The 22,337-nt window shown below is 66.4% G+C and carries 23 protein-coding genes; 15 read left to right on the top strand and 8 right to left on the bottom strand.

The features are described from left to right. The first annotated feature begins 38 nt into the window (after positions 1–38). From AC1ROX_RS10025 to AC1ROX_RS10005, 5 genes are read left to right on the top strand one after another with little or no spacing between them, the layout of a single operon-like run. Complete coding sequence (locus tag AC1ROX_RS10025) at positions 39–2,213, top strand: DUF3141 domain-containing protein (RefSeq protein WP_493124956.1); 2,175 nt, start codon at positions 39–41, stop codon at positions 2,211–2,213. After that, the gene (locus AC1ROX_RS10020; protein WP_493124954.1) at positions 2,206–3,171 is read left to right on the top strand and encodes a phosphate acetyltransferase; all 966 of its coding nucleotides are present in this window, start codon (positions 2,206–2,208) and stop codon (positions 3,169–3,171) included. Before AC1ROX_RS10025 ends, AC1ROX_RS10020 begins: the two co-directional genes overlap by 8 nt. A gap of 7 nt (positions 3,172–3,178) precedes the next feature. Then, the gene (fabI, locus tag AC1ROX_RS10015; RefSeq protein WP_493124952.1) at positions 3,179–3,958 is read left to right on the top strand and encodes an enoyl-ACP reductase FabI; all 780 of its coding nucleotides are present in this window, start codon (positions 3,179–3,181) and stop codon (positions 3,956–3,958) included. Between the two features lie 10 nt (positions 3,959–3,968). Continuing rightward, positions 3,969–5,177 carry an acetate/propionate family kinase gene (locus tag AC1ROX_RS10010; RefSeq protein ID WP_493124950.1) on the top strand — a complete coding sequence of 403 codons (1,209 nt, stop codon included), beginning with the start codon at positions 3,969–3,971 and terminating at the stop codon, positions 5,175–5,177. Between the two features lie 26 nt (positions 5,178–5,203). Beyond that, positions 5,204–6,175, top strand: coding sequence for a hypothetical protein (locus AC1ROX_RS10005; protein ID WP_493124948.1), 972 nt, complete (start codon positions 5,204–5,206; stop codon positions 6,173–6,175). A 21-nt stretch (positions 6,176–6,196) separates the two neighbouring features. On the opposite strand, the gene AC1ROX_RS10000 is transcribed toward AC1ROX_RS10005, so the two are convergent. From AC1ROX_RS10000 to AC1ROX_RS09985, 4 genes are read right to left on the bottom strand one after another with little or no spacing between them, the layout of a single operon-like run. Beyond that, positions 6,197–7,378, bottom strand: a complete 1,182-nt coding sequence (locus AC1ROX_RS10000; protein ID WP_493124946.1) for a hypothetical protein — start codon at positions 7,376–7,378, stop codon at positions 6,197–6,199. Beyond that, positions 7,375–7,674 (bottom strand): hypothetical protein, encoded by a 300-nt coding sequence (locus AC1ROX_RS09995; protein ID WP_493124944.1) that lies wholly within the window; start codon positions 7,672–7,674, stop codon positions 7,375–7,377. Before AC1ROX_RS09995 ends, AC1ROX_RS10000 begins: the two co-directional genes overlap by 4 nt. A 16-nt stretch (positions 7,675–7,690) precedes the next feature. Continuing rightward, positions 7,691–9,823, bottom strand: coding sequence for an adenylate/guanylate cyclase domain-containing protein (locus AC1ROX_RS09990; RefSeq protein ID WP_493124943.1), 2,133 nt, complete (start codon positions 9,821–9,823; stop codon positions 7,691–7,693). A 44-nt stretch (positions 9,824–9,867) separates the two neighbouring features. Then, positions 9,868–10,176 (bottom strand): hypothetical protein, encoded by a 309-nt coding sequence (locus AC1ROX_RS09985; protein WP_493124941.1) that lies wholly within the window; start codon positions 10,174–10,176, stop codon positions 9,868–9,870. A gap of 114 nt (positions 10,177–10,290) precedes the next feature. Between AC1ROX_RS09985 and AC1ROX_RS09980 the strand changes: the two genes are divergently transcribed. Together AC1ROX_RS09980 and AC1ROX_RS09975 are read left to right on the top strand one after the other, a co-directional pair. Beyond that, the gene (locus tag AC1ROX_RS09980) at positions 10,291–10,641 is read left to right on the top strand and encodes a hypothetical protein (RefSeq protein WP_493124939.1); all 351 of its coding nucleotides are present in this window, start codon (positions 10,291–10,293) and stop codon (positions 10,639–10,641) included. A 53-nt stretch (positions 10,642–10,694) separates the two neighbouring features. Continuing rightward, positions 10,695–11,285, top strand: a complete 591-nt coding sequence (locus AC1ROX_RS09975; RefSeq protein WP_493124937.1) for a peroxidase-related enzyme — start codon at positions 10,695–10,697, stop codon at positions 11,283–11,285. Positions 11,286–11,408: 123 nt separating this feature from the next. Here the strand turns inward: AC1ROX_RS09975 and arsB are convergent, their stop codons facing one another. Beyond that, positions 11,409–12,452, bottom strand: coding sequence for an ACR3 family arsenite efflux transporter (gene arsB, locus AC1ROX_RS09970; RefSeq protein WP_493124935.1), 1,044 nt, complete (start codon positions 12,450–12,452; stop codon positions 11,409–11,411). A 98-nt stretch (positions 12,453–12,550) separates the two neighbouring features. Here arsB and AC1ROX_RS09965 point away from each other — a divergent pair, with 98 nt between their 5' ends. The 7 genes from AC1ROX_RS09965 (at position 12,551) to AC1ROX_RS09935 (ending at position 19,881) form a co-directional block, all read left to right on the top strand. Continuing rightward, positions 12,551–13,399: a metalloregulator ArsR/SmtB family transcription factor gene (locus tag AC1ROX_RS09965; RefSeq protein WP_493124933.1), complete on the top strand. Its 849-nt coding sequence runs from the start codon at positions 12,551–12,553 to the stop codon at positions 13,397–13,399. Positions 13,400–13,415: 16 nt separating this feature from the next. Then, on the top strand, positions 13,416–14,459 hold the full coding sequence (locus tag AC1ROX_RS09960) for an ArsJ-associated glyceraldehyde-3-phosphate dehydrogenase (protein WP_493124931.1): 1,044 nt from the start codon (positions 13,416–13,418) through the stop codon (positions 14,457–14,459). Continuing rightward, positions 14,456–15,691 (top strand): organoarsenical effux MFS transporter ArsJ, encoded by a 1,236-nt coding sequence (gene arsJ, locus AC1ROX_RS09955; protein WP_493124929.1) that lies wholly within the window; start codon positions 14,456–14,458, stop codon positions 15,689–15,691. The genes AC1ROX_RS09960 and arsJ overlap by 4 nt, the downstream gene beginning before the upstream one ends. A 62-nt stretch (positions 15,692–15,753) precedes the next feature. Continuing rightward, on the top strand, positions 15,754–16,074 hold the full coding sequence (locus tag AC1ROX_RS09950) for an ArsR/SmtB family transcription factor (RefSeq protein WP_493124927.1): 321 nt from the start codon (positions 15,754–15,756) through the stop codon (positions 16,072–16,074). A 60-nt stretch (positions 16,075–16,134) separates the two neighbouring features. Beyond that, entirely contained in the window at positions 16,135–17,487 is a 1,353-nt protein-coding gene (locus AC1ROX_RS09945) for an FAD-dependent oxidoreductase (RefSeq protein WP_493124925.1), read from the top strand. Further along, entirely contained in the window at positions 17,487–18,656 is a 1,170-nt protein-coding gene (locus AC1ROX_RS09940) for an MFS transporter (RefSeq protein ID WP_493125333.1), read from the top strand. Before AC1ROX_RS09945 ends, AC1ROX_RS09940 begins: the two co-directional genes overlap by 1 nt. Next, complete coding sequence (locus tag AC1ROX_RS09935) at positions 18,637–19,881, top strand: MFS transporter (RefSeq protein WP_493124923.1); 1,245 nt, start codon at positions 18,637–18,639, stop codon at positions 19,879–19,881. The genes AC1ROX_RS09940 and AC1ROX_RS09935 overlap by 20 nt, the downstream gene beginning before the upstream one ends. Positions 19,882–20,109: 228 nt before the next feature. On the opposite strand, the gene AC1ROX_RS09930 is transcribed toward AC1ROX_RS09935, so the two are convergent. Next, positions 20,110–20,406 carry a hypothetical protein gene (locus AC1ROX_RS09930; protein ID WP_493124921.1) on the bottom strand — a complete coding sequence of 99 codons (297 nt, stop codon included), beginning with the start codon at positions 20,404–20,406 and terminating at the stop codon, positions 20,110–20,112. 56 nt (positions 20,407–20,462) lie between these two features. Beyond that, positions 20,463–21,122, bottom strand: a complete 660-nt coding sequence (locus tag AC1ROX_RS09925; RefSeq protein WP_493124919.1) for a cation efflux transmembrane domain-containing protein — start codon at positions 21,120–21,122, stop codon at positions 20,463–20,465. Between the two features lie 65 nt (positions 21,123–21,187). Here AC1ROX_RS09925 and AC1ROX_RS09920 point away from each other — a divergent pair, with 65 nt between their 5' ends. Further along, positions 21,188–21,622, top strand: a complete 435-nt coding sequence (locus AC1ROX_RS09920; RefSeq protein ID WP_493124917.1) for a MerR family transcriptional regulator — start codon at positions 21,188–21,190, stop codon at positions 21,620–21,622. Here the strand turns inward: AC1ROX_RS09920 and AC1ROX_RS09915 are convergent. Continuing rightward, positions 21,609–22,325: a TSUP family transporter gene (locus AC1ROX_RS09915; protein ID WP_493124915.1), complete on the bottom strand. Its 717-nt coding sequence runs from the start codon at positions 22,323–22,325 to the stop codon at positions 21,609–21,611. The genes AC1ROX_RS09920 and AC1ROX_RS09915 overlap by 14 nt on opposite strands. Positions 22,326–22,337 lie beyond the last annotated feature (12 nt).

Genomic DNA, 22,337 nt, shown 5'->3' with positions numbered 1-22,337 from the left:
GCCCCTAGCCTGCGACGTGGTTTCGAAAGGAGGGCCCGATGTCGACCGAGCTCCCATTCAACAATTTCTTCCAGGAATACTGGATCGATGCCTGGCAGCGATCCATCCTGACGATGGATGCGCTGCGCGAACGCGGGAACACGTATGTCGAGCGCAGGACCGAGGACGTCCCGCACGTGCTGGGCTTCGCGTTCGAGCCCGTCCTTGACGGCCGCACCCTGGCGCGGCCGGTCAACTACTTCCTGGTGAGGATCGTCCCGCCCGAAGGGACGGTCACGGACCCGGCCAAGCCGCCCTTCGTGGTTGTGGATCCCCGCGCCGGGCACGGGCCCGGCATCGGCGGCATGAAGCAGGAAAGCGAGATCGGCGTCGCGCTTGCCGCCGGCCATGCCACCTACTTCGTGGGCTTCCGGCCCGAGCCCATGCCGGAACAGACGATCGAGGATGTCTGCAGGGCCGAGGGTGCGTTCCTGGAGGCCGTCGCCGCGCGCCATCCCGAGGCCGAAGGCAAGCCCGTCGTGATCGGCAACTGCCAGGCCGGCTGGCAGATCATGATGACGGCGGCCATCCGGCCCGATCTGTTCGGCCCCATCCTGCTGGCGGGCTCTCCGCTCTCCTACTGGGCGGGCGTCCGCGGCCGCAATCCGATGCGCTACCTCGGCGGCACGCTCGGCGGAACCTGGATGACGGCGCTGTCGGGCGATCTCGGCAACGGCATCTTCGACGGCGCACACCTGGTCGGCAATTTCGAATCGCTGAACCCGGCGAACACCTATTGGGACAAGCCCTATAACCTCTACTCGAAGGTCGACACCGAGACGGCGCGCTTCCTCGACTTCGAGACCTGGTGGGGCAGCCCCGTCCTGCTCAACGCCGGCGAGATGCAATGGATCGCCGACAATCTCTTCGTCGGCAACAAGCTCACCTCGGGCGAGATCAGCACCTCCGACGGCACCCGCGTCGACCTGCGCAACATCCGCTCGCCGATCATCGTGCTGTGTTCGTGGGGCGACAACATCACGCCGCCGCAGCAGGCACTCGGCTGGATCACCGACCTCTATCGCCACGAGGACGAGATCGTCGCCAACGGGCAGACCATCGTCTACACGCTGCATCAGACGATCGGGCATCTTGGCATCTTCGTCTCGGGCAAGGTCGCGACCCGCGAACATGCCGAGTTCGCCTCGTGCATGCAGATGATCGATTTGCTGCCGCCGGGTCTCTACGAAGCCGTGATCTCGGAGGTCGACAGCACAACGGCCAATCCCGACCTGATCCACGGCAAGTACCTGTTCCGGCTGGAGGCGCGGACGCTCGACGCCATCCGCGCGCTCGGCGCCAACAGCGACGAGGACGAGCAGCGCTTCGCCACCGCCGCGCGTGTCTCCGAAATCAACCATGGCCTCTACCGCACCTTCGCGCAGCCGGTCGTGCAGGCGATGGCCAGCCAGCCGTCGGCCGAACTTCTTCGCGCGACCAATGCCAACCGCCTGCGCTTCGCGACCTTCTCCGACCGCAACCCCGCCATGGCGCCGGTCAAGTCGCTGGCCGATTCCGTCCGCGCCGACCGCAAGCCGGCGTCGCCGAACAATCCGCTCCTCACTTTGGAGAAGATGACGTCGACCTGGATCTCGACGTGGCTGGATGGCTACCGGCTCACCCGAGACGCGATGACCGAGGCCATGTTCCTCGGCACCTACGGATCGCCGGCCTTGCAGGCGGCGGTGGGCCTCAAAGCGGAAGCCGCGCCGGCGCGGCGGCAGGCCGGACGCGATCTCGCACGGGATGCCATCGCCGCGCGCTGGCGCGCCGACCTGGAAACGCGCTTCGAGGCGGGTGGCCTGCCCGAGGCGGTGATCCGCGCCATCATGTATGTCCGCCTGCCGCGGCGGACCGTCGACGAGCGCGGCTTCGCCGTGCTGGAGGCGGTGCGCCAGATCCAGCCGGCGAACCGGCGCCTCGGCTTCGACGAACTCAAGATCCTGTTCCGCGACCAGTACCTGCTGCTGCGGCTCGACGAGGAACGCGCCGTCCAGGCCATCCCGAAGCTGCTTCCCGACGACGAGGAGCAGAGACTGCGCGGATGGCAGGTCATCCAGGATGTGCTGGCCGCTTCCGGCAGCATAACGCCGGAAGAACGCTTGCCCCTCGAACGGCTGGAGCGGATGTTCGTCGCGGCACACCCCTTACCTCACAGCGGACAGAATGCCTGACGCAACCGAACCGGCACCCGGCCCACGCGAAAAGTACCAACGGCTCATCGCCGTCGCGGGGAAGCATCCGCCGCTGGCGACTGCCGTCGTGCATCCTTGCGACGCGGTTTCGCTGGAAAGCGCCCTCGAGGCGGCGCGTTCCCGCCTCGTCGCGCCCATCCTGGTCGGCCCTCCCGCCCGCCTCCGGGCGGTCGCCGACAAGGCATCGCTCGACATCGGCGCATTCGAGATCGTGGAGTCGGCGCACAGTCACGACTCCGCCGCCAAGGCCGTCGAGCTTGTCCGCAACGGACGCGCCGAGGCGCTCATGAAGGGCAGCCTCCATACCGACGAGCTGATGGGCGCCGTGGTTTCGGGCGCGACGGGCATCCGCACGGCGCGACGCATCAGCCACTGCTTCGTCATGGACGTCCCGAACCACGAGCAGGCCCTGATCATCTCCGACGCGGCCGTGAACATCGCGCCGACGCTGGAGGACAAGGTCGACATCGTGCAGAACGCCATCGACCTCGCGCAGGCGCTGGGAATCGCCCAGCCGCGCGTTGCGATCCTGAGTGCCATGGAGACCGTGAACCCGAAGGTCTCCTCGACGATCGAGGCCGCCGCCCTGTGCAAGATGGCCGATCGCGGCCAGATCAAGGGCGGGATCCTCGACGGTCCCCTCGCCCTCGACAATGCGATCAGCCTCCAGGCCGCCACCATCAAGAATATCGACTCGCCCGTTGCCGGGCGCGCCGACGTGCTGATCGTCCCCAACCTCGAGTCCGGCAACATGCTCGCCAAGAGCCTTACCTTCCTGGCCGGTGCCGAGGCGGCGGGGATCGTGCTCGGCGCGCGCGTGCCGATCATCCTGACCAGCCGCGCCGATTCGCTGACGACGCGGCTCGCCTCCTGCGCCGTCGCGGTCCTGATGTCGGCCGCCCGCCGCGCCGCCGCTGCCGCAAAGATCATCGCCTGAGGACTCCATGACCGATTCGGACCGACCGGTGCTCGCCGGCAAGAAAGCCCTGATCGTCGGGGTCGCGAACGACCAGTCCATCGCCTATGGCTGCGCCCGGGCCTTTCGCGAGGCCGGTGCCGACCTGGCCGTGACCTGGCTGAACGACAAGGCACGAACCTATGTCGAGCCGCTGGCGCAGGAATTGGACGCGCAGATCACCGGGGCGCTCGACGTCGCCATGCCGGGCCAGCTCGAAGCGGTGTTCGAGCAGATCACCGAACGCTGGGGCCGGCTCGACATGCTGGTCCATTCGATCGCCTTCGCACCGATGGACGATCTGCGCGGCGGGCTGCTCGACTGTTCGGCCGAGGGCTTCGCCAAGGCCATGGACATTTCCTGCCACTCCTTCATCCGGATGGCGCGGCTGGCGGCGCCGCTGATGAAGGACGGCGGCACGATGTTCGCCATGAGCTACTACGGCGCCAATCGCGTGGTACCGAACTACAACGTCATGGGGCCGGTGAAGGCCGCCCTCGAAGCGTCCTGCCGCTATCTCGCCTATGAGCTCGGGCCGCGGCACATCCGCGTGCACGCGATCTCGCCGGGCCCGCTCAAGACCCGCGCCGCGTCGGGCCTCAAGGATTTCGAATTGCTGCTGACCGAGGCCGCCGAGAAGGCGCCGCTGGGCGAGCTCGTGGACATCATGGATGTCGGCTACACCTGCGCCTACCTTGCCACGCCCTTTGCACGACGCGTCACCGGCGGCACCGTCTATGTCGACGGCGGCGCCAGCATTGTCGCCTGAGGCTCGCGGCATGACCGCTGCCGGCTGCATCGCGGTGCTCAACGCCGGATCCTCCAGCATCAAGTTCGCCCTCTATGAGTCCGAAGGCGAAGGCGCCCTGCTGTTCCACGGACAGGTCGAGGGGATCGGCACCGGGCCCCATCTCGAGGCACGAGACGCAGAGGGCAAGGTCGTGGCCGAGAAGAGGTGGCCAAACGGCTCACTCGATCATCGCGCCGCCACCGCCGAGATCATGGCGCTGGACCGCGCGCTTCTCGCCGGCCGCCCCGTCCTCGCCTTCGGGCATCGCGTCGTCCATGGCGGCACGAAGTTCGCGGCGCCGGTGCGCGTCGACAAGGCCATCCTTTCGGAGCTCTCGACATTCGTGCCGCTGGCGCCGCTGCACCAGCCCCACAATCTGGCGCCGATCGCGGCCATCATGGAGGCGATGCCGCACCTGCCGCAGGTCGCCTGCTTCGACACGGCATTCCATCGCAGCCAACCGGCGCTGGCCCAGGAATTCGCCCTGCCGCGCGACCTCACCGACGCCGGCGTGCGGCGCTACGGCTTCCATGGCCTGTCCTACGACTATGTCGTGACGCGGCTGCGCGCCACGCAGCCCGACTTGGTGCACGCCCGGCTGATCATCGCCCATCTCGGCAACGGCGCCAGCCTGTGTGCGATCCATGACGGAAGGAGTGTCGCGAGCACGATGGGCTTCACGGCGCTCGACGGGCTCATGATGGGCACGCGGGCCGGTTCGCTCGATCCTGGCGTCCTGCTCTACCTCGCGCAGGAACGCGGGCTGACCACAAAGGAGATCGAGGATCTTCTCTACAGGAAGTCTGGCCTGCTGGGCGTCTCGGGCATCTCTTCCGACATGCGGACGCTACGGGCTTCGAAGGCTCCCGAGGCGCGCGAAGCCATCGATCTGTTCGTCTACCGCATCGTCCGTGAGATCGGATCGCTGGCCGCCGCTTTGGGCGGCGTCGATGGAATCGTGTTCACGGCCGGTATCGGCGAGCACGATGCGGCAACCCGGGCCGAGGTCGTGGACGGCTGCCGCTGGCTCGGCCTGACTCTTGACCCCGCTCGCAACCGCTCCGGTGAAGGCAGGATCAGCACGGACGGATCGACCGTCTCCGCCTGGGTCGTGCCGACCGACGAGGAAGGCATGATCGCCCGATACACCCGGGCTGCGCTGGCAAATGCATTGAATCCCGACGCGAACATCGCCTAGGTTGTTATCGCGACCTTGGGGGAAGTATGCGTTGGCTATTGGCTTGTGTGGGTTTGGGACTTGCCCTGACGGGGTGTGCGAGCGCCCAACTGAACTATAATACGGCGGATCTCGCCTCCTCCCTGGGGGAGCTGCAAAAGCGACAGATTTTTTACAATCTGGCCCAGGCCCTCGACGATCCTGAGTTTGTCCCCTCGCAGGTGACGATCTCGATCGGCACCGCCCAGACCGCCAACGCGATCAATCCGAGCATCAACATTCCCCTGGGCGCGAGTTTTGCCCAGGCCTCGCGAGTCACCGATGCGGTCAGGAACCCGTCCACTCAGCTCACGGGAACGCTCACGTCGGCGGCCCCCGGAATCGGTGTCGGGCTCGTCGATTCGTGGAACCAGAGCTGGACCATGGTCCCTGCCAATGGATCCAATCAGCTCCGGCGCATGCGAGCCCTCTATCAATATGCGACCGGCACCCTGCCGCATCAGGATCCGTCCCGGGAACTCACCGAGGAAGAGGCAGAAAAGCTTTTCCTCTGCGAATATCCCCTGCAGGCCCTGGCGGTGCCGTCCTCACCGCCCGGCGACAACATCGCCTATCGGCTGGAGGGCTGCCCCGACAACGGTTCCGCCCCGCGCTCCCGCCTGCTGTATGCCGACGCGACCTTCACGCAAGGCCCCAACTGCGTGATCTGCGTGGACGATCTGAAGTCGAAGCATCCTCGCCTCCACATCAATCCCAACCTGAAGTATCGGTTCGTCTTCGGCGAGAAGGACCGGACGGCCGATATGGTCAAGGTCGGTGAGCACAGTTTCACGTCGTTCTATGTCTGCGCCTCAAAGAACGGTAACTGTAAACGCGTCGCGAATCAGGACCCTTATGACGGTCGCAAGGCGTTCAGCGATTTCGTGCTGTTCGTCTACGAGGCCATGACCATGCCGGCCGGCGGTGCGGGCAGCGGGAGATCTACCGGCGGCGCCAACTTCGTCTATTCGGTGCGTTGATACGAAGACGGCGAGAATGCCTCACTTGTTCTGGAATTCGGACAGAGGCACGACCACCCAGGTGTCCCGGGGCCAGCGATATCGCTTAAGGACAGCGACATGCCGGCGATCCGGGGCAATCGAATAAAACGGTTCCGGGCCCGGCCCGTAAGTCGGCTCCGGCGGCACGGCCAGCCGGCAGGCGGACGGCGCGACGTCCTTGTTGGCTCCCGAAAGCTCGAACAAACAGGCGCGGCCGGCCGGTTCGATCCTGCCGAAACGGCTGGCAACGATTGGCAGGCCGTTCGGGCCGAGGCTGGCGATTTCGAAAGCGGTTCCATCGAGTCCTGTCGATTGTTCCTGGCATGCCGTGGATTGAGCGGCGTCGGCCGGGCAGACCGCGACGATCAATTTGCCCGCGGTCGACGTCCCGGCGATCACCAGCTGATCGCCCGCGAAGAACAGGCTCTCCAGTTGCGTTTCCTCGTCGATGAGATCCTCCATCCGGAGGCGACGCGTCTGCGACTGGCCCGTCCGCGACAACACGAGTTCGAGGAGGACGCCCTCGCGCCGGACGCCCGAGTGATACCTCTGACGCGTCACATAGGCCAAATTCCTGCCGTCACCTGAAATCGCAACGGTCTGAACGGCGGCATATTGCGAAACCGGGATCGTCGCCCTCCGGGCCCGCCAGGAATCGCCTTGCCCGCCATTCTCGACGGTCACGAGCTCAAAGGTCGGCGCACTTCCTATCTGGACGTCGCTCTCGAAAACAAAATTCCGCAGCGAATGGTCGGCAGATATGAGGCGACCCCAGGCAGCCAGCTCGACCTCGTGGCGATCCGAGGCCCTGACCAGGAAGAACTGGCCGGTGCCTGTATCGGTCCCGCCCCGGGCCTCGACCCACTCGGCGCCTCCGCGGCTGCAGGCAACGAGTCCTCCGTCTTCGAGCTTTTCCGTCCTGACCGTCGCCGAGCCCAGCGTGTGGTATTCGATCCATCGCTTGCCGTCGTCGCTCCACCGCACCATCGCGACGGTCTCGGCGTCACACCATACGGGGTCCATAGACCCATTGCGCAACTCCAGCAGGGCCGATCCAGGGCGCGTGACGACATTGTAGGAATCATCCGGCGCGTCCTGGGCGCGCAGACCCTGGAACGGGCCGGGCAATGCCAGTGACAGGAAGAGCGTCACCGCCAGCGAGACGGCCGGTAATCCGCTCATCCCGGACCTCCTTCGACGTCCAGCGGAAGAGCGTTCTTCTCGAGGTCGCAATTCTGGCACCGGCCCCGGTCGAACCAGATCTGATCCCGCGGAAACGGCAGGAAGCGTTCGTGGCAGCGCGGGCAGCGGAATTCGTAGTAGCCGTAGGCACCGATCATGGCGCCGACGAAGCAGAAGCCCGCGATCCACGGGCTCGACCGCACGCACAGGCAGAAGCCGACGATCATCACCGACAGCAGGAAGAGGCGCGCCCGGCGATCGCCCCAGGCCTTGATGTAACGGTCGGTCTCGCTCATCCGCATTCCCGTCCTGCTACAGTCTCAGCAGCCAGGCTTCGACGTTCCCCTTCCCCTTGACCTCGATCGTGCCGCGCGGTTCGAAGGCGAACTCGTCCTTCAGTTTTTCGTAGACGGCGCGCGTCACCTGGACGCCGTCGGGGACGCCGCCGGACTCCATGCGGCTCGCCAGGTTCACGGTGTCGCCCCACAGGTCGTAGATGTACTTGCTCTTGCCGATGACGCCCGCGACCACCGGCCCGCTGTTGACGCCGACGCGCAGCTTCATCGACACATGGTGCTCCATCGCATGCTCGCGCGCGATGTGGACCATGCGGATCGCCATGCGCACCATCCGCTCGGCATGGTCGGGCACCTGGACCGGCAGGCCGCATACCGCCATGTAGGCGTCGCCCACGGTCTTGATCTTCTCGATGCCGAGTTCGTGTGCTGCCTCGTCGAAGCGCGTGAAGAGGCCGTTCAGGAGCGTGACGACCTCGGCCGGCGGCATCGCCGACGAGAGCGCCGTGAAGCCCACGATGTCGGCGAAGGCCACCGTGACCTCGGCGAAGCCATCGGCGATACGCTGCTCGCCGCCGCGCAGCCGGTTGGCGATCGGCGCCGGCAGCACGTTGAGCAGAAGTTCCTCGTTCTCGCGGTTCTTGGTCTCGATGATGGCGTTCTTGCCGCGCAATTCGTCGACCATGAGGTTGAAGGCCGCGCACAGCCTGCCGATCTCGTCGCGCGTGCGCACGGCGACCCGGGCGCCATAGTCGCCGGCGGCGAAGCGCGTCACCCCGGCGGTCAGCTCGTGCAGCGGGCCGAGCAGCGAGCGCGCCAGCCAGGCGCCGGTCAGCATCACCGCCAGCAGCGTCAGGGCGCCGACGATCATCAGGTTACGTTGCAGCTTGTAGATCGGCGCGAAGGCCTCGTCGGCGTCGACCTTGGCGACCAGCGCCCATTTGACGCCGGGGATGGCGACCGGTCCCCAGGAGGCGAGCGTCGGAACGCCGCGATAGCCGACGATCTCGCCGACCCCCTCCGTGCCGTCCAGCGCGCGCCGTGCCGCACCGGTCGCGACATGCTGGTGCAGCACCGGCGTGCCATAGCGGCGGATGGCGGCGATGTTCTCGTCGGTTTCGCCGCCCAGCTTCAGGTCGGCATAGTATCGATCTCGATCCTCGTAGAAGCCGCGCGCACCCGACCGCAGGAACTGGTCGGGCCCCACCAGATAGGCCTCGCCGGTTGCCCCCAGCCCATCCTGCCGCCAGCGCCGGTCGCTGGTCACGGCGTTGTCGATCTCCTCGATCGACAGCTGGGCGACCAGAACGCCGATCACCTCGCCCTTGTCGAGGACGGGGGCGGCCATGAAGGCGATGGGCGCGCCACCCGAAGGAGCATAGGCGGCGAAATCCTCGAAGCAGACGGTGGAGCGGTCGGTCGCGGCGGCGCAGTGCGCGACGGCGGCGGCGACATTGGAGTTCCGGTACGAGCCGCTGCGGAGCGACGCGGCAAAATCCACTTCCTTCTCGACCGTGTAGATCAGGCGGCCGGACTTCGGATCGGCCAGCATCAGGTCGAAGAAACCGAATGCCTGGGCCGAGCTGCGCAGCAGGGGATGATACAGCGCGTGCCGCCGGCTGTAGGTGCTGCCGTCGCCGGCATCGTCGAGCAGTTTGCGGCGCGCCGCGGCATTGGGATTATCGACGATATAGTGATCCTGGAGATAGTAGGATGCGAAGCCGACCGGCAGATAAGCATTGATGCTGGGCTCGCGACCGAGCACGCGCTGCATTTCCGGCAGGAACTGTACCCGGTACCATTCCCCGACCTTCTGGCGGAGGTCGGCGGGCATGTCGGGAGACCGATCGAGTTCGTCCATGGCCGCACGGAAATCGCGCGTCGCCTCGATGACCATCTTCGAGGCCGCGAGCTGGCCCAGTTCGTTGCGGATCGTACGGAAATAGACCTCGACCTGGCGGGCCTTGGCCTTCCGGATCGCCGTGAGCTGGTTGTAGATCGACTCCTGCAAGGCGTCGCGCGCATGCATGTAGCCCAGCACACCGGTCACCAGGACGGCGACCGCCCCCAGGAGGATGAGGATCGCGAACAGCTTCGCGGCCAGTCCCCACCGCGCAGGGCGAGGAAAGCCATCGTCGGAAAGCGCCATGCGTCGGTTCTATCCGAAGTCACCCTCGTTGGGCAGGCGTGCCGCTACCGGAGCGGCCGGAAGGTGATCTCGCCCGTCGGCCTGAAACGAACCTCGTAGGAAGCGTCGTTCATGCAGACGGCCGTCAGCAGGGCGTCATACCCGTCCTGCCGCACCGTCTCCATCCTGTGGATGCCGTTGCAGCGAGCGCCGGATTTGACCAGGGCATCCATCACGACCGTCTTCAGCCGGGGCACGAAAGCCCGGTCGTCCGCCGAGGGCATCCCGAACACGGCGGCGATCTGGGCCGCCATCCATCCCGGTGCCGTGTACAGGCCCAATCCGACAAGTCCCACCAGAAGGACCATAAGCATCCCAACCAGCCTCCCCACGATCTGACCTTTCTCCCCGACGTCCCCATGCCCAGAAATCGCCACATCCATGTTGTCTTCAGTCGGTATGCATGGCGTAGCGTGGTGAGGTGTAGCATGCGGCTGGTACTGGAACGGCTCAAGCCGGCCCGTTGGGGCCTCACGGCGATTGTCTGCGCGCTGGCGCTCGGCGCCTGCGCCCGCTCGATCGGCCAGCCCATCACCGCCGAATCGGTCGAAAAGCTCACACCCGGCAAGACGACCTACACCGACGTCGTGCGCCAGTTCGGCAAGGCCGTTCGCGTAAGGGGCCATGGCAACGGCACCACGGTCGCTCACTGGCAGTACCTCAAGGACACGCCGGACGGCACCGACTATGACAGCCTCAGGATCGCGTTCGACAAGGACGGACGCATGGTCCGCATCGTCGATTGGCACGACAGCGGCGAGGAAGACGACGAGACCTGAGACGCTGTAGGTTGGCGTCAACCAACTCGAACGTTTCCGGGAGCACGCCGCCAATGTCTGCCGACACATCCGCCAAAGAACTTCCGGTCAGCCGCTTCCCGGTCCCTGCCCTCGCCGACATGCCGGCCGACATCCGCGAGCGTATCGAGAAGGTGCAAGAGAAGTCGGGCTTCATTCCCAACGTCTTCCTCGTGCTGGCGCATCGGCCCGACGAGTTCCGCGCCTTCTTCGCCTATCACGACGCGCTGATGGACAAGCCGGGCAACCTCAGCAAGGCCGAGCGCGAGATGATCGTGGTGGCGACCTCGAACCTCAACCAGTGCCAGTATTGCGTGATCGCCCATGGTGCGATCCTGCGCATCCGCGCCAAGGACCCGCTGATCGCCGACCAGGTCGCGATCAACTACCGCAAGGCCGACATCTCGCCGCGCCAGAAGGCGATGCTCGACTTCGCCGTACTGGTGAGCCAGTCCGCGCATCTCGTCGGCGACGCCGACATCGAGACGCTGAAGGCACACGGCTTCGACGAGGAGGATGCCTGGGACATCGCCGCCATCGCGTCCTTCTTCGGCCTGTCGAACCGCATGGCCAACGTCACCAGCATGCGCCCGAACGCCGAGTTCTATGCGATGGGGCGCGGCTGAGAGCGACGGGTTCGAGCGCCAGGCCTCCGCAACCCCTGAGAATCGCTCCCAGGCGGGGGAGGGCCTGTCCGTTTCGTTTGTTTCGTATATTTCGTTTGTTTCGGTTGTGCTGCGAGACGATCTCTAGGGACGACGAGAGATCGACGCACCTTTCTCGTACCAACCCTTGCTTACGTTAACGATCTTCACGACCGACAGCATGACCGGCACCTCGATGAGGACGCCGACGACGGTGGCCAGCGCTGCACCGGAAGAGAATCCAAAGATGCTGATCGCCGCCGCCACCGCGAGTTCGAAGAAGTTGCTGGCACCGATCAGCGCGGAAGGCGCAGCGACGCAATGCTGCTCGCCGGCGGCTCGGTTCAGGAGATAGGCTAGGCCGGAATTGAAGTAGACCTGTATCAGGATCGGCACAGCCAACAGTGCGATGATCAGCGGCTCCGCGATGATCTGCTCACCCTGGAAGCCGAACAGCAGTACAAGTGTCGCCAACAAGGCGACGAGCGAGGCCGGCTGCAGGCGCGCCAGAAGACGCGCGAGGCCTTCCCGGCCGCCCTGCGCGAGCGCCGCGCGGCGTATGAATTGCGCCAATACCACCGGCACGAGGATGTAGAGGGCGACCGACAGCAGCAGCGTCTGCCAGGGCACCACGATGGCCGACAGGCCGAGCAGCAACCCGACGATCGGCGCGAAGGCGAAGAGCATGATCGCGTCGTTCAACGCCACCTGCGTCAGCGTGAAGTCGGGCTCGCCATCGGAGAGATTGCTCCACACGAACACCATCGCGGTGCAAGGCGCTGCCGCCAGCAGGATCAGGCCGGCGATGTAGCTGTCGATCTGGTCGGCCGGCAGCCACGGCCTGAACAGGTAACCGATGAACAGCCAGCCGAGTGCTGCCATCGAAAAGGGTTTCACCACCCAGTTGATGAACAGCGTCACCCCGATCCCGCGCCAGTGCCGGCGCACCTCGACGATGGCGGCGAAGTCGACCTTGATGAGCATCGGAATGATCATCAGCCAGATCAGGGCCGCCACCGGCAGGTTCACGTGGGCGACTTCGGCCGCGCCCACCGCGTGAAAGACGGCGGGGAAGAAGTGCCCTAGCGCGATGCCCACGACGATGCAGGCCGCGACCCAGAGAGTCAGGTAACGCTCAAAAAGGGACATTTTGCCGTCTCCCGCTCCCCGATCCGCTGATTTGCCCGTCGACACCTGCCGGCCGGACGGGTAATACGCACGTCATATAATTGGACTATTCGAGAACTATGGAATCATCGGACGTAGCTGCCGGATTTGCTGCCCTTTCGCAAGAGACCCGCCTCAATTTGATGCGGCTTCTGGCAAGCAAGGGGGCGTCCGGCATGGCGGCCGGCGAACTCGCCAGCGCGCTGGGGCAAGTCCCATCGACGCTGTCTTTCCATCTGGCTGCCCTGGAGCAAGCCGGTCTCGTCCAGTCCACCCGGCAGGGCCGCCACATCATCTATGCGGTGCGCTTTGCCGGTTTGCGCGCGCTCTTCAGCTACCTGACGGAGACGTGCTGTGGCGGACGACCGGACCTCTGTGGCGACCTGGCGCGACTCCTCCCCGAGGATCAACCCGAGGTTCACATGACTCCCGCCTTCAACGTCCTGTTTCTGTGCACGCACAATTCCGCCCGCTCGCTGATGGCCGAGGCGATCCTCGAACAGCTCGGCAAGGGGAAGTTCAACGCCTACTCGGCGGGCTCCGATCCGGCGGGCCGGCCGATGCCGGAGGTGCTGGCAAAGCTCAAGACGCTCGGTCACGACGTCGAGGGTTTGCGCTGCAAGTCGTGGGACGAGTTCACCGGTCCCAATGCGCCGCGCATGGATTTCGTCATCACGCTCTGCGACATCCTGCAGGGCCAGCATTGCCCCGACTTCGGCGAGCGGTCGGTGACGGGCGCGTGGCCGCTGCCCGATCCCGCCAAGTTCATGGGCTCGGATGTCGAGCGCGCCACGATGATCAACGAGCTGTACGGCATGATTCGCCGGCGCCTGGAGATCTTCATCAACCTTCCCTACGCGTCCCTCGATCGCATGGCGCTCAAGAAGCGCCTCGGCGAGATCGGCGACTCCGCCAAGGCCCCGGCGTAAGCGGGCGGAGGCTACGATGAAGGTCGGCATCAACGGCATGGGCCGCATGGGACGCCTCGCCCTCAGGGCGGCGTTCGGCGGCATGCATCGCCCCGGCGACGATCCGCGACGGGACAATCGCCTGGAAATCGTGCATCTCAACGAGATCAAGGGAGGCGCCGGAGCCACGGCGCATCTTCTCGAGTTCGACAGCATGCACGGCCGCTGGCACACCTCGTTCGAAGTCGACGGCGAGCGCGGCATCGTGGTCGGGGGCACCTATCTCGGCTTCAGCGCCGCCGCCTCGCCCGGGGATGTCGCCTGGGGCGACCTCGGCTGCGACATCGTCCTGGAATGCACCGGCAAGTTCCTGAAGCCGGAGCAGTTGCAGGACTATTTCGATCGCGGCGTGAAGAAGGTCATCGTCGCAGCACCCGTCAAGGACGATCGGGCGCTGAACGTCGTCGTAGGTGTCAACGACGGCCTCTACGATCCGGCCCGTCATCACCTGCTCACGGCGGCCTCCTGCACCACCAACTGCCTCGCGCCCGTGGTCAAGGTCGTGCACGAGTCCATCGGCATCCGGCACGGCCAGATCACGACGGTCCATGCACCGACCAACACCAACGTCGTCGTCGATGCGCCGCACAAGGACCTGCGGCGCGCGCGCTCGGCCATGCTCTCGCTGCAGCCGACAACGACCGGCAGCGCCACCGCGATCACGGTCATCTACCCTGAGCTCAAGGGCAAGCTGAACGGCCATGCCGTGCGTGCGCCGATCCTCAACGCGAGCCTCACCGACTGCGTCTTCGAACTGAAGCGCTCGACCACGGAAGCCGAGGTTAACGAACTTTTCCAGGTGGCCGCCAAGGGATCGCTGGCCGGAATCCTCGGCTACGAGACACGCCCGCTCGTTTCGGCGGACTACGCCAACGACACACGCAGCTCGATCGTCGATGCACCCAGCACGATGGTGACCGACGGCACGTTGCTCAAGGTCTATGCTTGGTATGACAATGAGGTGGGCTATGTCTGCCGCATGGTCGATCTCGCCCGAATGGTGATCGACGCAGTCGCATGATGGGCACGTCGGCGCGCGATTACCTGATCGTCACGGCGTCGTACTGGGGCTTCACTCTGGTCGACGGCGCGCTGCGTATGCTCGTGCTGCTGCACTTCTTCAGGCTCGGCTACTCGCCGTTCACGCTCGCCTTCCTGTTCCTGCTCTACGAGTTCGCCGGCATCGTGGCAAACCTCGCGGGCGGCTGGCTGGCGACGCGTTTCGGCATACCGCGCATGCTGGTCGCAGGTCAGGCACTGCAGATCGCCGGCCTGTTCATGCTGTCGGCCCTCGATCCCTCGTGGACCGCCGCCGCGTCCGTTGCATGGGTGGTCGCGGCCCAGGGCATCGCGGGGTTGGCGAAGGATTTCACCAAGACGGCCTCGAAATCGGCCATTAAAGCCACGGCGGCCGACGGCGCCGGTCAACTCTTCAAGTGGGTGGCCTGGTTCACCGGTTCGAAGAACGCGATGAAGGGCATCGGCTTCTTCGTCGGCGGCTTGCTGCTCGATGTGATCGGCTTCAGGCCGGCATTGTGGATGATGGCCGCGCTGATAGGAATCATCCTCGTCGCCGGACTGATGTTGTTGCCGCGCCAACTCGGCAAGGCGAAGGCCTCGAAATCGATGCGCGAGCTGTTCGCCAAGTCGGCCGGCGTCAATCTCCTCGCGGCGGCGCGCGTCTTCATGTTCGGCGCGCGCGACGTCTGGTTCGTCGTCGGCCTGCCGGTGTTTCTCTACGCCTCGGGCTGGCGGTTCGTGGAGGTGGGCACGTTCCTCGCCGCCTGGACCATCGCCTATGGCGGCCTGCAGGCTGGCGCGCCGACGCTCGTGCCGCGCAGCACCGACGGGCTCAGTCGCGAAGTGCCGGGCGCGCGCGTCTGGGCAGGCATCCTGCTCGCCGTGCCGGTCGCGATCGCTATTCTCCTGACCGGCAAATTCGGCGTGCGTCCGGATTGGATCGTCGTCGCGGGACTTTCGGTGTTCGCCCTGCCGTTCGCCGTCAACTCGTCGCTGCACTCCTACCTGATCCTGGCCTATGCCGGTTCGGAGAAGGCCGCCGAAGATGTCGGCTTCTACTACGCGGCAAATGCCTGTGGCCGTTTGGGCGGCACGCTGCTCTCGGGACTCTTCTATCAGTGGGGCGGCATGACCTTCTGCCTGCTCGGCTCCGCCGCGCTGCTGCTGGCGTGCTGGGTCATCACCTTCCTGCTGCCGGGAGCAGCCGGACGGACCCGCGCCCAGGCGACCTGAAGTCATTTCTAAGATTCTAGAAATATAGTTGACTCTCCGGATCGAGAGCCTACGTTAGCGCCATGAAGCTCGACGATGCCGCTGCCCGGCTCGAAGCCTTAGGCAACCCCACGAGATTGAAAATCTACCGCACCCTGGTGCGCGCCGGCACCGAAGGAATGTCGGTCGGCCGCCTGCAAGCCAAGCTGGATGCCGCGGCGTCGACCCTGTCTCATCACATCAAGTCGCTGGTGATCGTCGGGCTCGTCACGCAGGTCCGGGAAGGTGCGACCCTGGTCTGCCACGCCAACTATGAGGTGATGCGCGAGCTTCTGGGCTTCATGGCCGAGGAATGCTGCGCCGAGGGCACCTGCCCACCCGTCGCGGTCCCGCGCGTCGCCTGATCCGCCCGCAAAAATTTTTATCCCGAATTTCTAAGGTTCTAGAAGGATAGGAAGACCTCCATGCCCGACTCCCTGATCAAGCCCAAGACGGTCGCCGTGATCGGCGCCGGTCCCGTCGGCCTCGCCGCCGCCGCGCACCTGCTTGAGCGCGGGCTGGAGCCGGTCGTGATCGAAGCCGGTCCGACGGTTGGCCATGCAGTGCGCCAATGGAGCCATGTGCAGACCTTCTCGCCATGGGAGTTCAACATCGACAAGGCGGCCGACCGGCTACTGACGAGCGCGGGCTGGAACCGGCCGCAACCCGACCACTATCCGACGGGCGCCGAGCTGGTGGAGCAGTATCTCGAACCGCTGGCAACGCGCACGCCTCTGAGGGATCGCATCCGCACGAGCAGTCGCGTAACCGCCATCGGCCGTGTCGGCTTCGACAAGGTGAAGACGAAGGGCCGCGAGGCCGCGCCGTTCGAGGTCCGTTACGAGAATGGCAAAGGAGCGGAGAAGCTGATCGCCGATGCCGTCATCGATGCGAGCGGCACCTGGTTCTCGCCCAATCCTGCCGGCGCGAACGGATTGCAAGCCGTCGGCGAGATCGACGCAAAGGATCGCATCGCCTACGGCATGCCCGACGTTCTGGGTCGTGACCGCGCGCGCTATGCAGGGCGCACGGTCGCGGTCCTCGGCGGCGGCCATTCGGCCATCGGCACCTTGATCGACCTCGCCCGTCTCAAGGAGGAAGCACCGGCGACCGAGATCGTCTGGTTGTTGCGCTCGACCGATCCCGCCAAGTCCTTCGGCGGCGGCTCGGGCGACCAGCTCAAGGTGCGCGGCGCGCTCGGTTCCAGGTTTGCCGCCCTCGTCACCGGCGGCACCATTCGCAGCGAGACCGGCTTCGCGATCGGTCATATCGGATCCGATGGTGATCGCCTGCGGGTGGCAACGGGTTCGGCCTGCTGCGCGCGCGCCGTGACGGTCGACGAACTGGTGGTCGCCACCGGCTTCCGCCCCGACCTCGATTTCCTGCGCGAGCTGCGGCTTTCACTCGATCCGGCGCTGGAATGCCCGCCGGTCCTGGCGCCGCTGATCGATCCCAACGAGCATAGTTGCGGCAGCGTGCGCCCCCACGGCGCGCGTGAACTGAGCCAGCCCGAAGCCGGCTTCTACTTCGCCGGCATGAAGTCCTACGGCCGCGCGCCGACCTTCCTGATGATGACGGGTTACGAGCAGGTCCGCTCGATCGCCGCCGAGATCGCGGGCGACCACGAGGCCGCGCGCAAGGTCGAACTGGTATTGCCGGAGACCGGCGTCTGCAACGGCCCCGCACCGTCGGCTTCGCCAGCCGAGACCGCGTCGAGCTGCTGTGCGCCGGCGCAGCCAGCCGCCGCGACAAGCTGCTGCACTCCCAAGGCTTCATGATGGATCGCCGTCGCCTCGCGACAATCCTCGTCCTGGGGACGGCGCAGACACTGGCTTGGGGATCGACCTACTATCTGCCGGCGGTGCTGGCGGACGAGATGGCACGAGACATCGGCATCTCGACCAACCTCTTCTTCGGCACCTTCTCCGCTTCGCTGATCATCTCCGCCGTAATCGGCCCGAAGGTCGGCCGGATGATCGACCGGGCGGGCGGTAATGGCGTCCTCTCGGCGTCGAACCTGCTGTTCGCGGCGGCACTCGTGCTGCTGTCGCAATCTCATTCGTTCCTGCCGTTCGGCATGGCGTGGATGCTGATGGGCGTCGGCATGGGCCTTGGCCTGTACGATGCCGCCTTCGGCGCGCTGGGCCGTCTCTACGGGAAGGACGCGCGCGGTGCGATCACCGGAATCACGCTCCTCGCGGGCTTTGCCAGCACCGTAGCCTGGCCGCTGACCGCGTGGGGCGCCGCCGAAATCGGATGGCGCGAGACATGCCTGATGTGGGCCGCCGGGCACATCGTGATCGGCCTGCCGTGCAACTACCTGCTGCTGCCACGTCCAACCGATCTCGCGGCCACCATCAAGGCGGCGGACGAGCCGGTGCCGTTCGATCGCACGATGGTGCTGTTGGGAATCGCCTTCGCCCTGGCATGGGTCGTCACCGCCGGTATGGCCGCGCACTTCCCGCGCATCATGGAAGCGGCAGGGGCCAGCCCCACGCAGGCCATCGCGGCGGGCGCGCTCATCGGACCGGCCCAGGTGGCGGCGCGCATGCTCGAGGCAGGGCCGCTGCGGCACCTGCATCCCCTGGTCTCCGGCCGTCTCGCGACCACAACGCATCCGGCCGGCGCCGCAGTTCTGCTGACCTTCGGCGGCGGCGTTGCCGCGAGCGCCTTCGCGGTGCTGCATGGCATGGGCAATGGCGTTCTCACCATCGCGCGCGGCACGGTGCCGCTCGCACTCTACGGGCCGAAGAACTACGGCTATCGCCTCGGCCTGCTGGGCGCCCCTTCGCGCTTCCTGTCGGCCGGAGCACCGCTGCTGTTCGCTTTGCTGATCGACCGGCTCGGTGCCGGCGTGTTGTTCATTTCCTCCGCGCTTTGTGTCGTAGCGTTCCTCGCCCTCTTGATGATCCGGTTACCCGCTCCCCATGCAAGCTCCGCCGACTGATACCTCCAGGGGCACGCGCCTCGTCGCCATCGTCTGCGCGGCGCAGATCTTCGTGCAGATCGGCGCCGGCTTCTGGCCGGCACTGCTGCCGCAGATGATGCAGCGCTGGAGCCTGAACAACAGCGAGGCCGGCTGGATCACCGCGATCTTCTTCGGCGCCTACATGGTCTCGGTGCCGGTGCTGGTGACGCTCACCGACCGGATCGACGCCAAGAAGGTCTACCTGTTCGGCGTCGCCTGCACCGTGGCGGGTCATCTCCTGTTCGGGCTGACGGCGGACGGATTCTGGTCGGCCTTCGCCACGCGCGCGCTGGCGGGGCTGGGCTGGGCCGGCACCTACATGACGGGACTGAAGCTGCTGGCCGACCAGGTGAGCCCGAAGCTGATGTCGCGCGCCGTCACCGGACACGCGGCGAGTATCGGCATTTCCGGCGCCGTCTCGTTCCTGCTGGGCGACGTGCTCGCGGATCAATTCGGCTGGCGCTCGGCCTTCGTCTTCTCCGCCGTGACGGCGGCCATCGCCTGGACGATGGTGGCGGCGGTCGTGCCGACACACCGACCACCACCGCGCAAGCCCGCCCAGGGCGGCGGCCTGTTCGACTTCCGGCCGGTGATCCGCAACACCTCGTCCTTCGCCTATTCGGTCGTCTACTGCGTCCACACGCTGGAGATGAGCGCACTGCGCGGATGGGGCGTCGCGTTCCTCGCCTTCGTCGCCGCGCACACCGGGCTCAGCGACGAGACGCTCTCCCCCGCCCTCGTCGTCACCGTGCTGGCGCTGCTCGGCACCCTGGCCAGCATCGCCGGCAACGAAGCCTCGATCCGCTTCGGTCGCCGCCGCCTCGTCGCGACGGCGATGATCCTGTCCATCGCCTTCGCCGCCGTCGTGGGTTTCGCCGGCTCGACCCACTACTGGCTCGCCGTGGTGCTGCTGATCGCCTACGGCATGGTCGTGTGGCTCGACTCCTCGTCGGTGACGGCAGGCGCGGCAGGCAATGCCGATCCCGCTCGCCGTGGCGCCACGCTCGCGGTGCATTCGACCCTTGGCTACGCGGGCGGGTTCGTCGGTCCACTGGTCGTCGGCTGGACGCTCGACCTCGCCGGCGGCATGTCGCCGATGGCCTGGGGGCTGGCTTTCGGCGTGGTCGGCCTGCTGATGCTGTTCGCGCTCGGCATATTCCTGATGCTGAGACCCGCCGATCTCGCCGGCGATCGCCGGAACTGAAAACGCCCGCCCCGATGAAGGGGCGGGCGCCTCTCAGCTCGTACCCGTCAGGGTGCTACTCGTCGCAGCAGGGGCTCGCCTCCTCGCAGCAGGGGCTGCCTTCGTCACAGCAAGGCTGTGCCGCATGCGCCGCCGCTCCAAAGGCGAACAACAGGACGAGCGTGGAAAGAATCGTACGCAACATGTGGTTTCTCCGTTGATTGAAAAGAGACGCGTTACGGAGATTGCTTATCGCGGCGGCGGCTCGGCAGGCGCCGGATCGAGACCGGTGGCGTGGGTGCCGATTGTCTCGATCCAGGCCACTGAGAAAGTCCGGTCGGGAATCGGCAGGCCGTCCTCGGCCGGGGTGGCGGCCTGGCAACCGGGGCATGCCATGATCGGTCCGACCGTGGCGGGCCCGTCGCAGCAGGGGCACGCTTCACCCTCGACAGGCGCGGCCCGCGGTGACGCGAAGACCGCGGCCGGCAGGACGATCCAGGCCAGCGCCGCGAAAAGGACGAAGGCCGGAACGATGCGGGAGAACAAGGCGCTCACGCTCCGAGGATAGGCGATCGGCCCGGGACTGTCAGGCCCGTCAGGGCTCATTCGGCCGGGACGGCGGGCCGCGCCGTGGATTCCCGAAGCAACGGTTCGCGGAGTTCCGACAAAGCGTGCCGGCAGATCTGCCACGCACCCGAGAGGGAGAGCAGCGCCATGATCGAGCCGACCGCGAGATCGGGCCAGCCGGTGCCGCTGCCGAACACGCCCAGGGCTGCCAGCATGACGGCGACGTTGCCGATCGCGTCGTTGCGGCTGCAGATCCAGACGGAGCGCATGTTGCTGTCGCCTTCCCGGAAACGGTAGAGCATCACCGCCACGAACAGGTTGGCCAGCAGCGCAAAGAAGCCGACGACGCCCATCGTATGCGCGTCGGGCACGCGGCCGGCGAAGACGTTGTAGAGCGTGACGCCCAGGATCCACACGCCGAAGACGCCGAGCGTCGCGCCCTTCAGCAGCGAAGCGCGCGCCCGCCAGGCGAGCGCCATCCCTGCCACGCCGAGGCTCACGCCGTAATTGGCGGCATCGCCCAGGAAATCGAGCGCGTCGGCCTGCAGCGACACCGAGCCGGCCGCCGCACCGGCGACGATCTCGACCAGGAAGAACGAGGCATTGATCGCGAGCGCGATCCAGAGCGCGAGCCGCCAGCGCGGGCTGTTGAGGCTTTGCGAGCTCGAGCATTCCGCCGACTGACAGCAGGCCATGACGCACCTTGACGTTTGCGACAGGCCCAACGTAGAGGTTGTAGTTACTAGAGGGTCAAGCCGGGATGGACAGTTTCACGATCGGCAAGCTCGCAGCCGCCACCGAGACCAAGGCCGAGACGATCCGCTACTACGAGCGCATCGGCCTGCTGTCACCGCCGGAGCGGACCGGAGGCAACTACCGCGCCTACCTTCCCTCGCATCTGGCGCGGCTGCGCTTCATCCGCCGCTCGCGCGCGCTGGGCTTCTCGCTCGACCAGGTGCGTGCGTTGCTGCGCCTCTCCGACGATCGCGCCTGCTCGTGCGACGAGGTCGACCGGATCGCCAACCAGCACCTGAAGGAGGTCGAGGACAAGATCGCCGACCTGAAGAGGCTGCAGTCGGAGTTGCAGGACATGATCGGCCAGTGCCGCCGCGGCACCATCGCCGACTGCCGCATCATCGAGGCGCTGGGCACCGCGAGACCTGACCAGCCGCGAAGCTCGCTCACTTTGTCATGAGACGTACGCCGGCAACGCCGACGACGGCCGCCAGGACGAGGCGCACCACACGCTCGGAGATGACAAGGATCGCGGTGGTGCCGACAGCCGCGCCCAGCAGGGCGACACAGGCGAAGAGCGGAAGCTCCGGCGCGAATTGCTGACCGGCAAGGAGAGTGCCCGCAAGACCCGTCAACGAATTGCCGAGGATGAACGGCGCCGACAGGCCGGCAGCTTCCTTGGGCCGGGCCCAGCCGAGCACGATCAGCGCGGGCGCGATGAAGACGCCGCCGCCGATGCCGGAGAGGCCGGAGAGAAAGCCGGCCACCACGCCAATGCCTGCCAGGCCCAACCGGGAAGCCGCGACACCCGGCAGGATGGCCGTCGCAGGCCGGGCGACCATCAGAACGGCCGTCGCAAGCAGCAGAACGCCCGTCACGGACACGTAGAGTCCCGAAGGCAGGGCGATCAACCCACCGACGAACGCGGCGGGGAGCGCGGGACCGGCCAGGGCCATCAACCGGCGCCAATCGATCAGGCCGGCCGCGTTGAGCCGCCAGCTCGTATAGGACGCGGCAACGACGTTCATGGCGAGCGCCGTCGGTCGAAGCTGGTCGACCGGAACGCCGCCCACGGCCATGACCGCAAGAAAGCCCGTCCCGCCGGCCTGGCCGACCGTGGCGTAGACGACCGAAATGGCGAACAGGGCCAGCGCGAGCAGCATTATGCCACCCCT

Source organism: Reyranella sp. GW821-FHT14A01 (assembly GCF_058803965.1).
The sequence above is the reverse complement of the archived record's forward strand: the minus strand, read 5'-3'. Positions and strand labels throughout refer to the sequence as shown.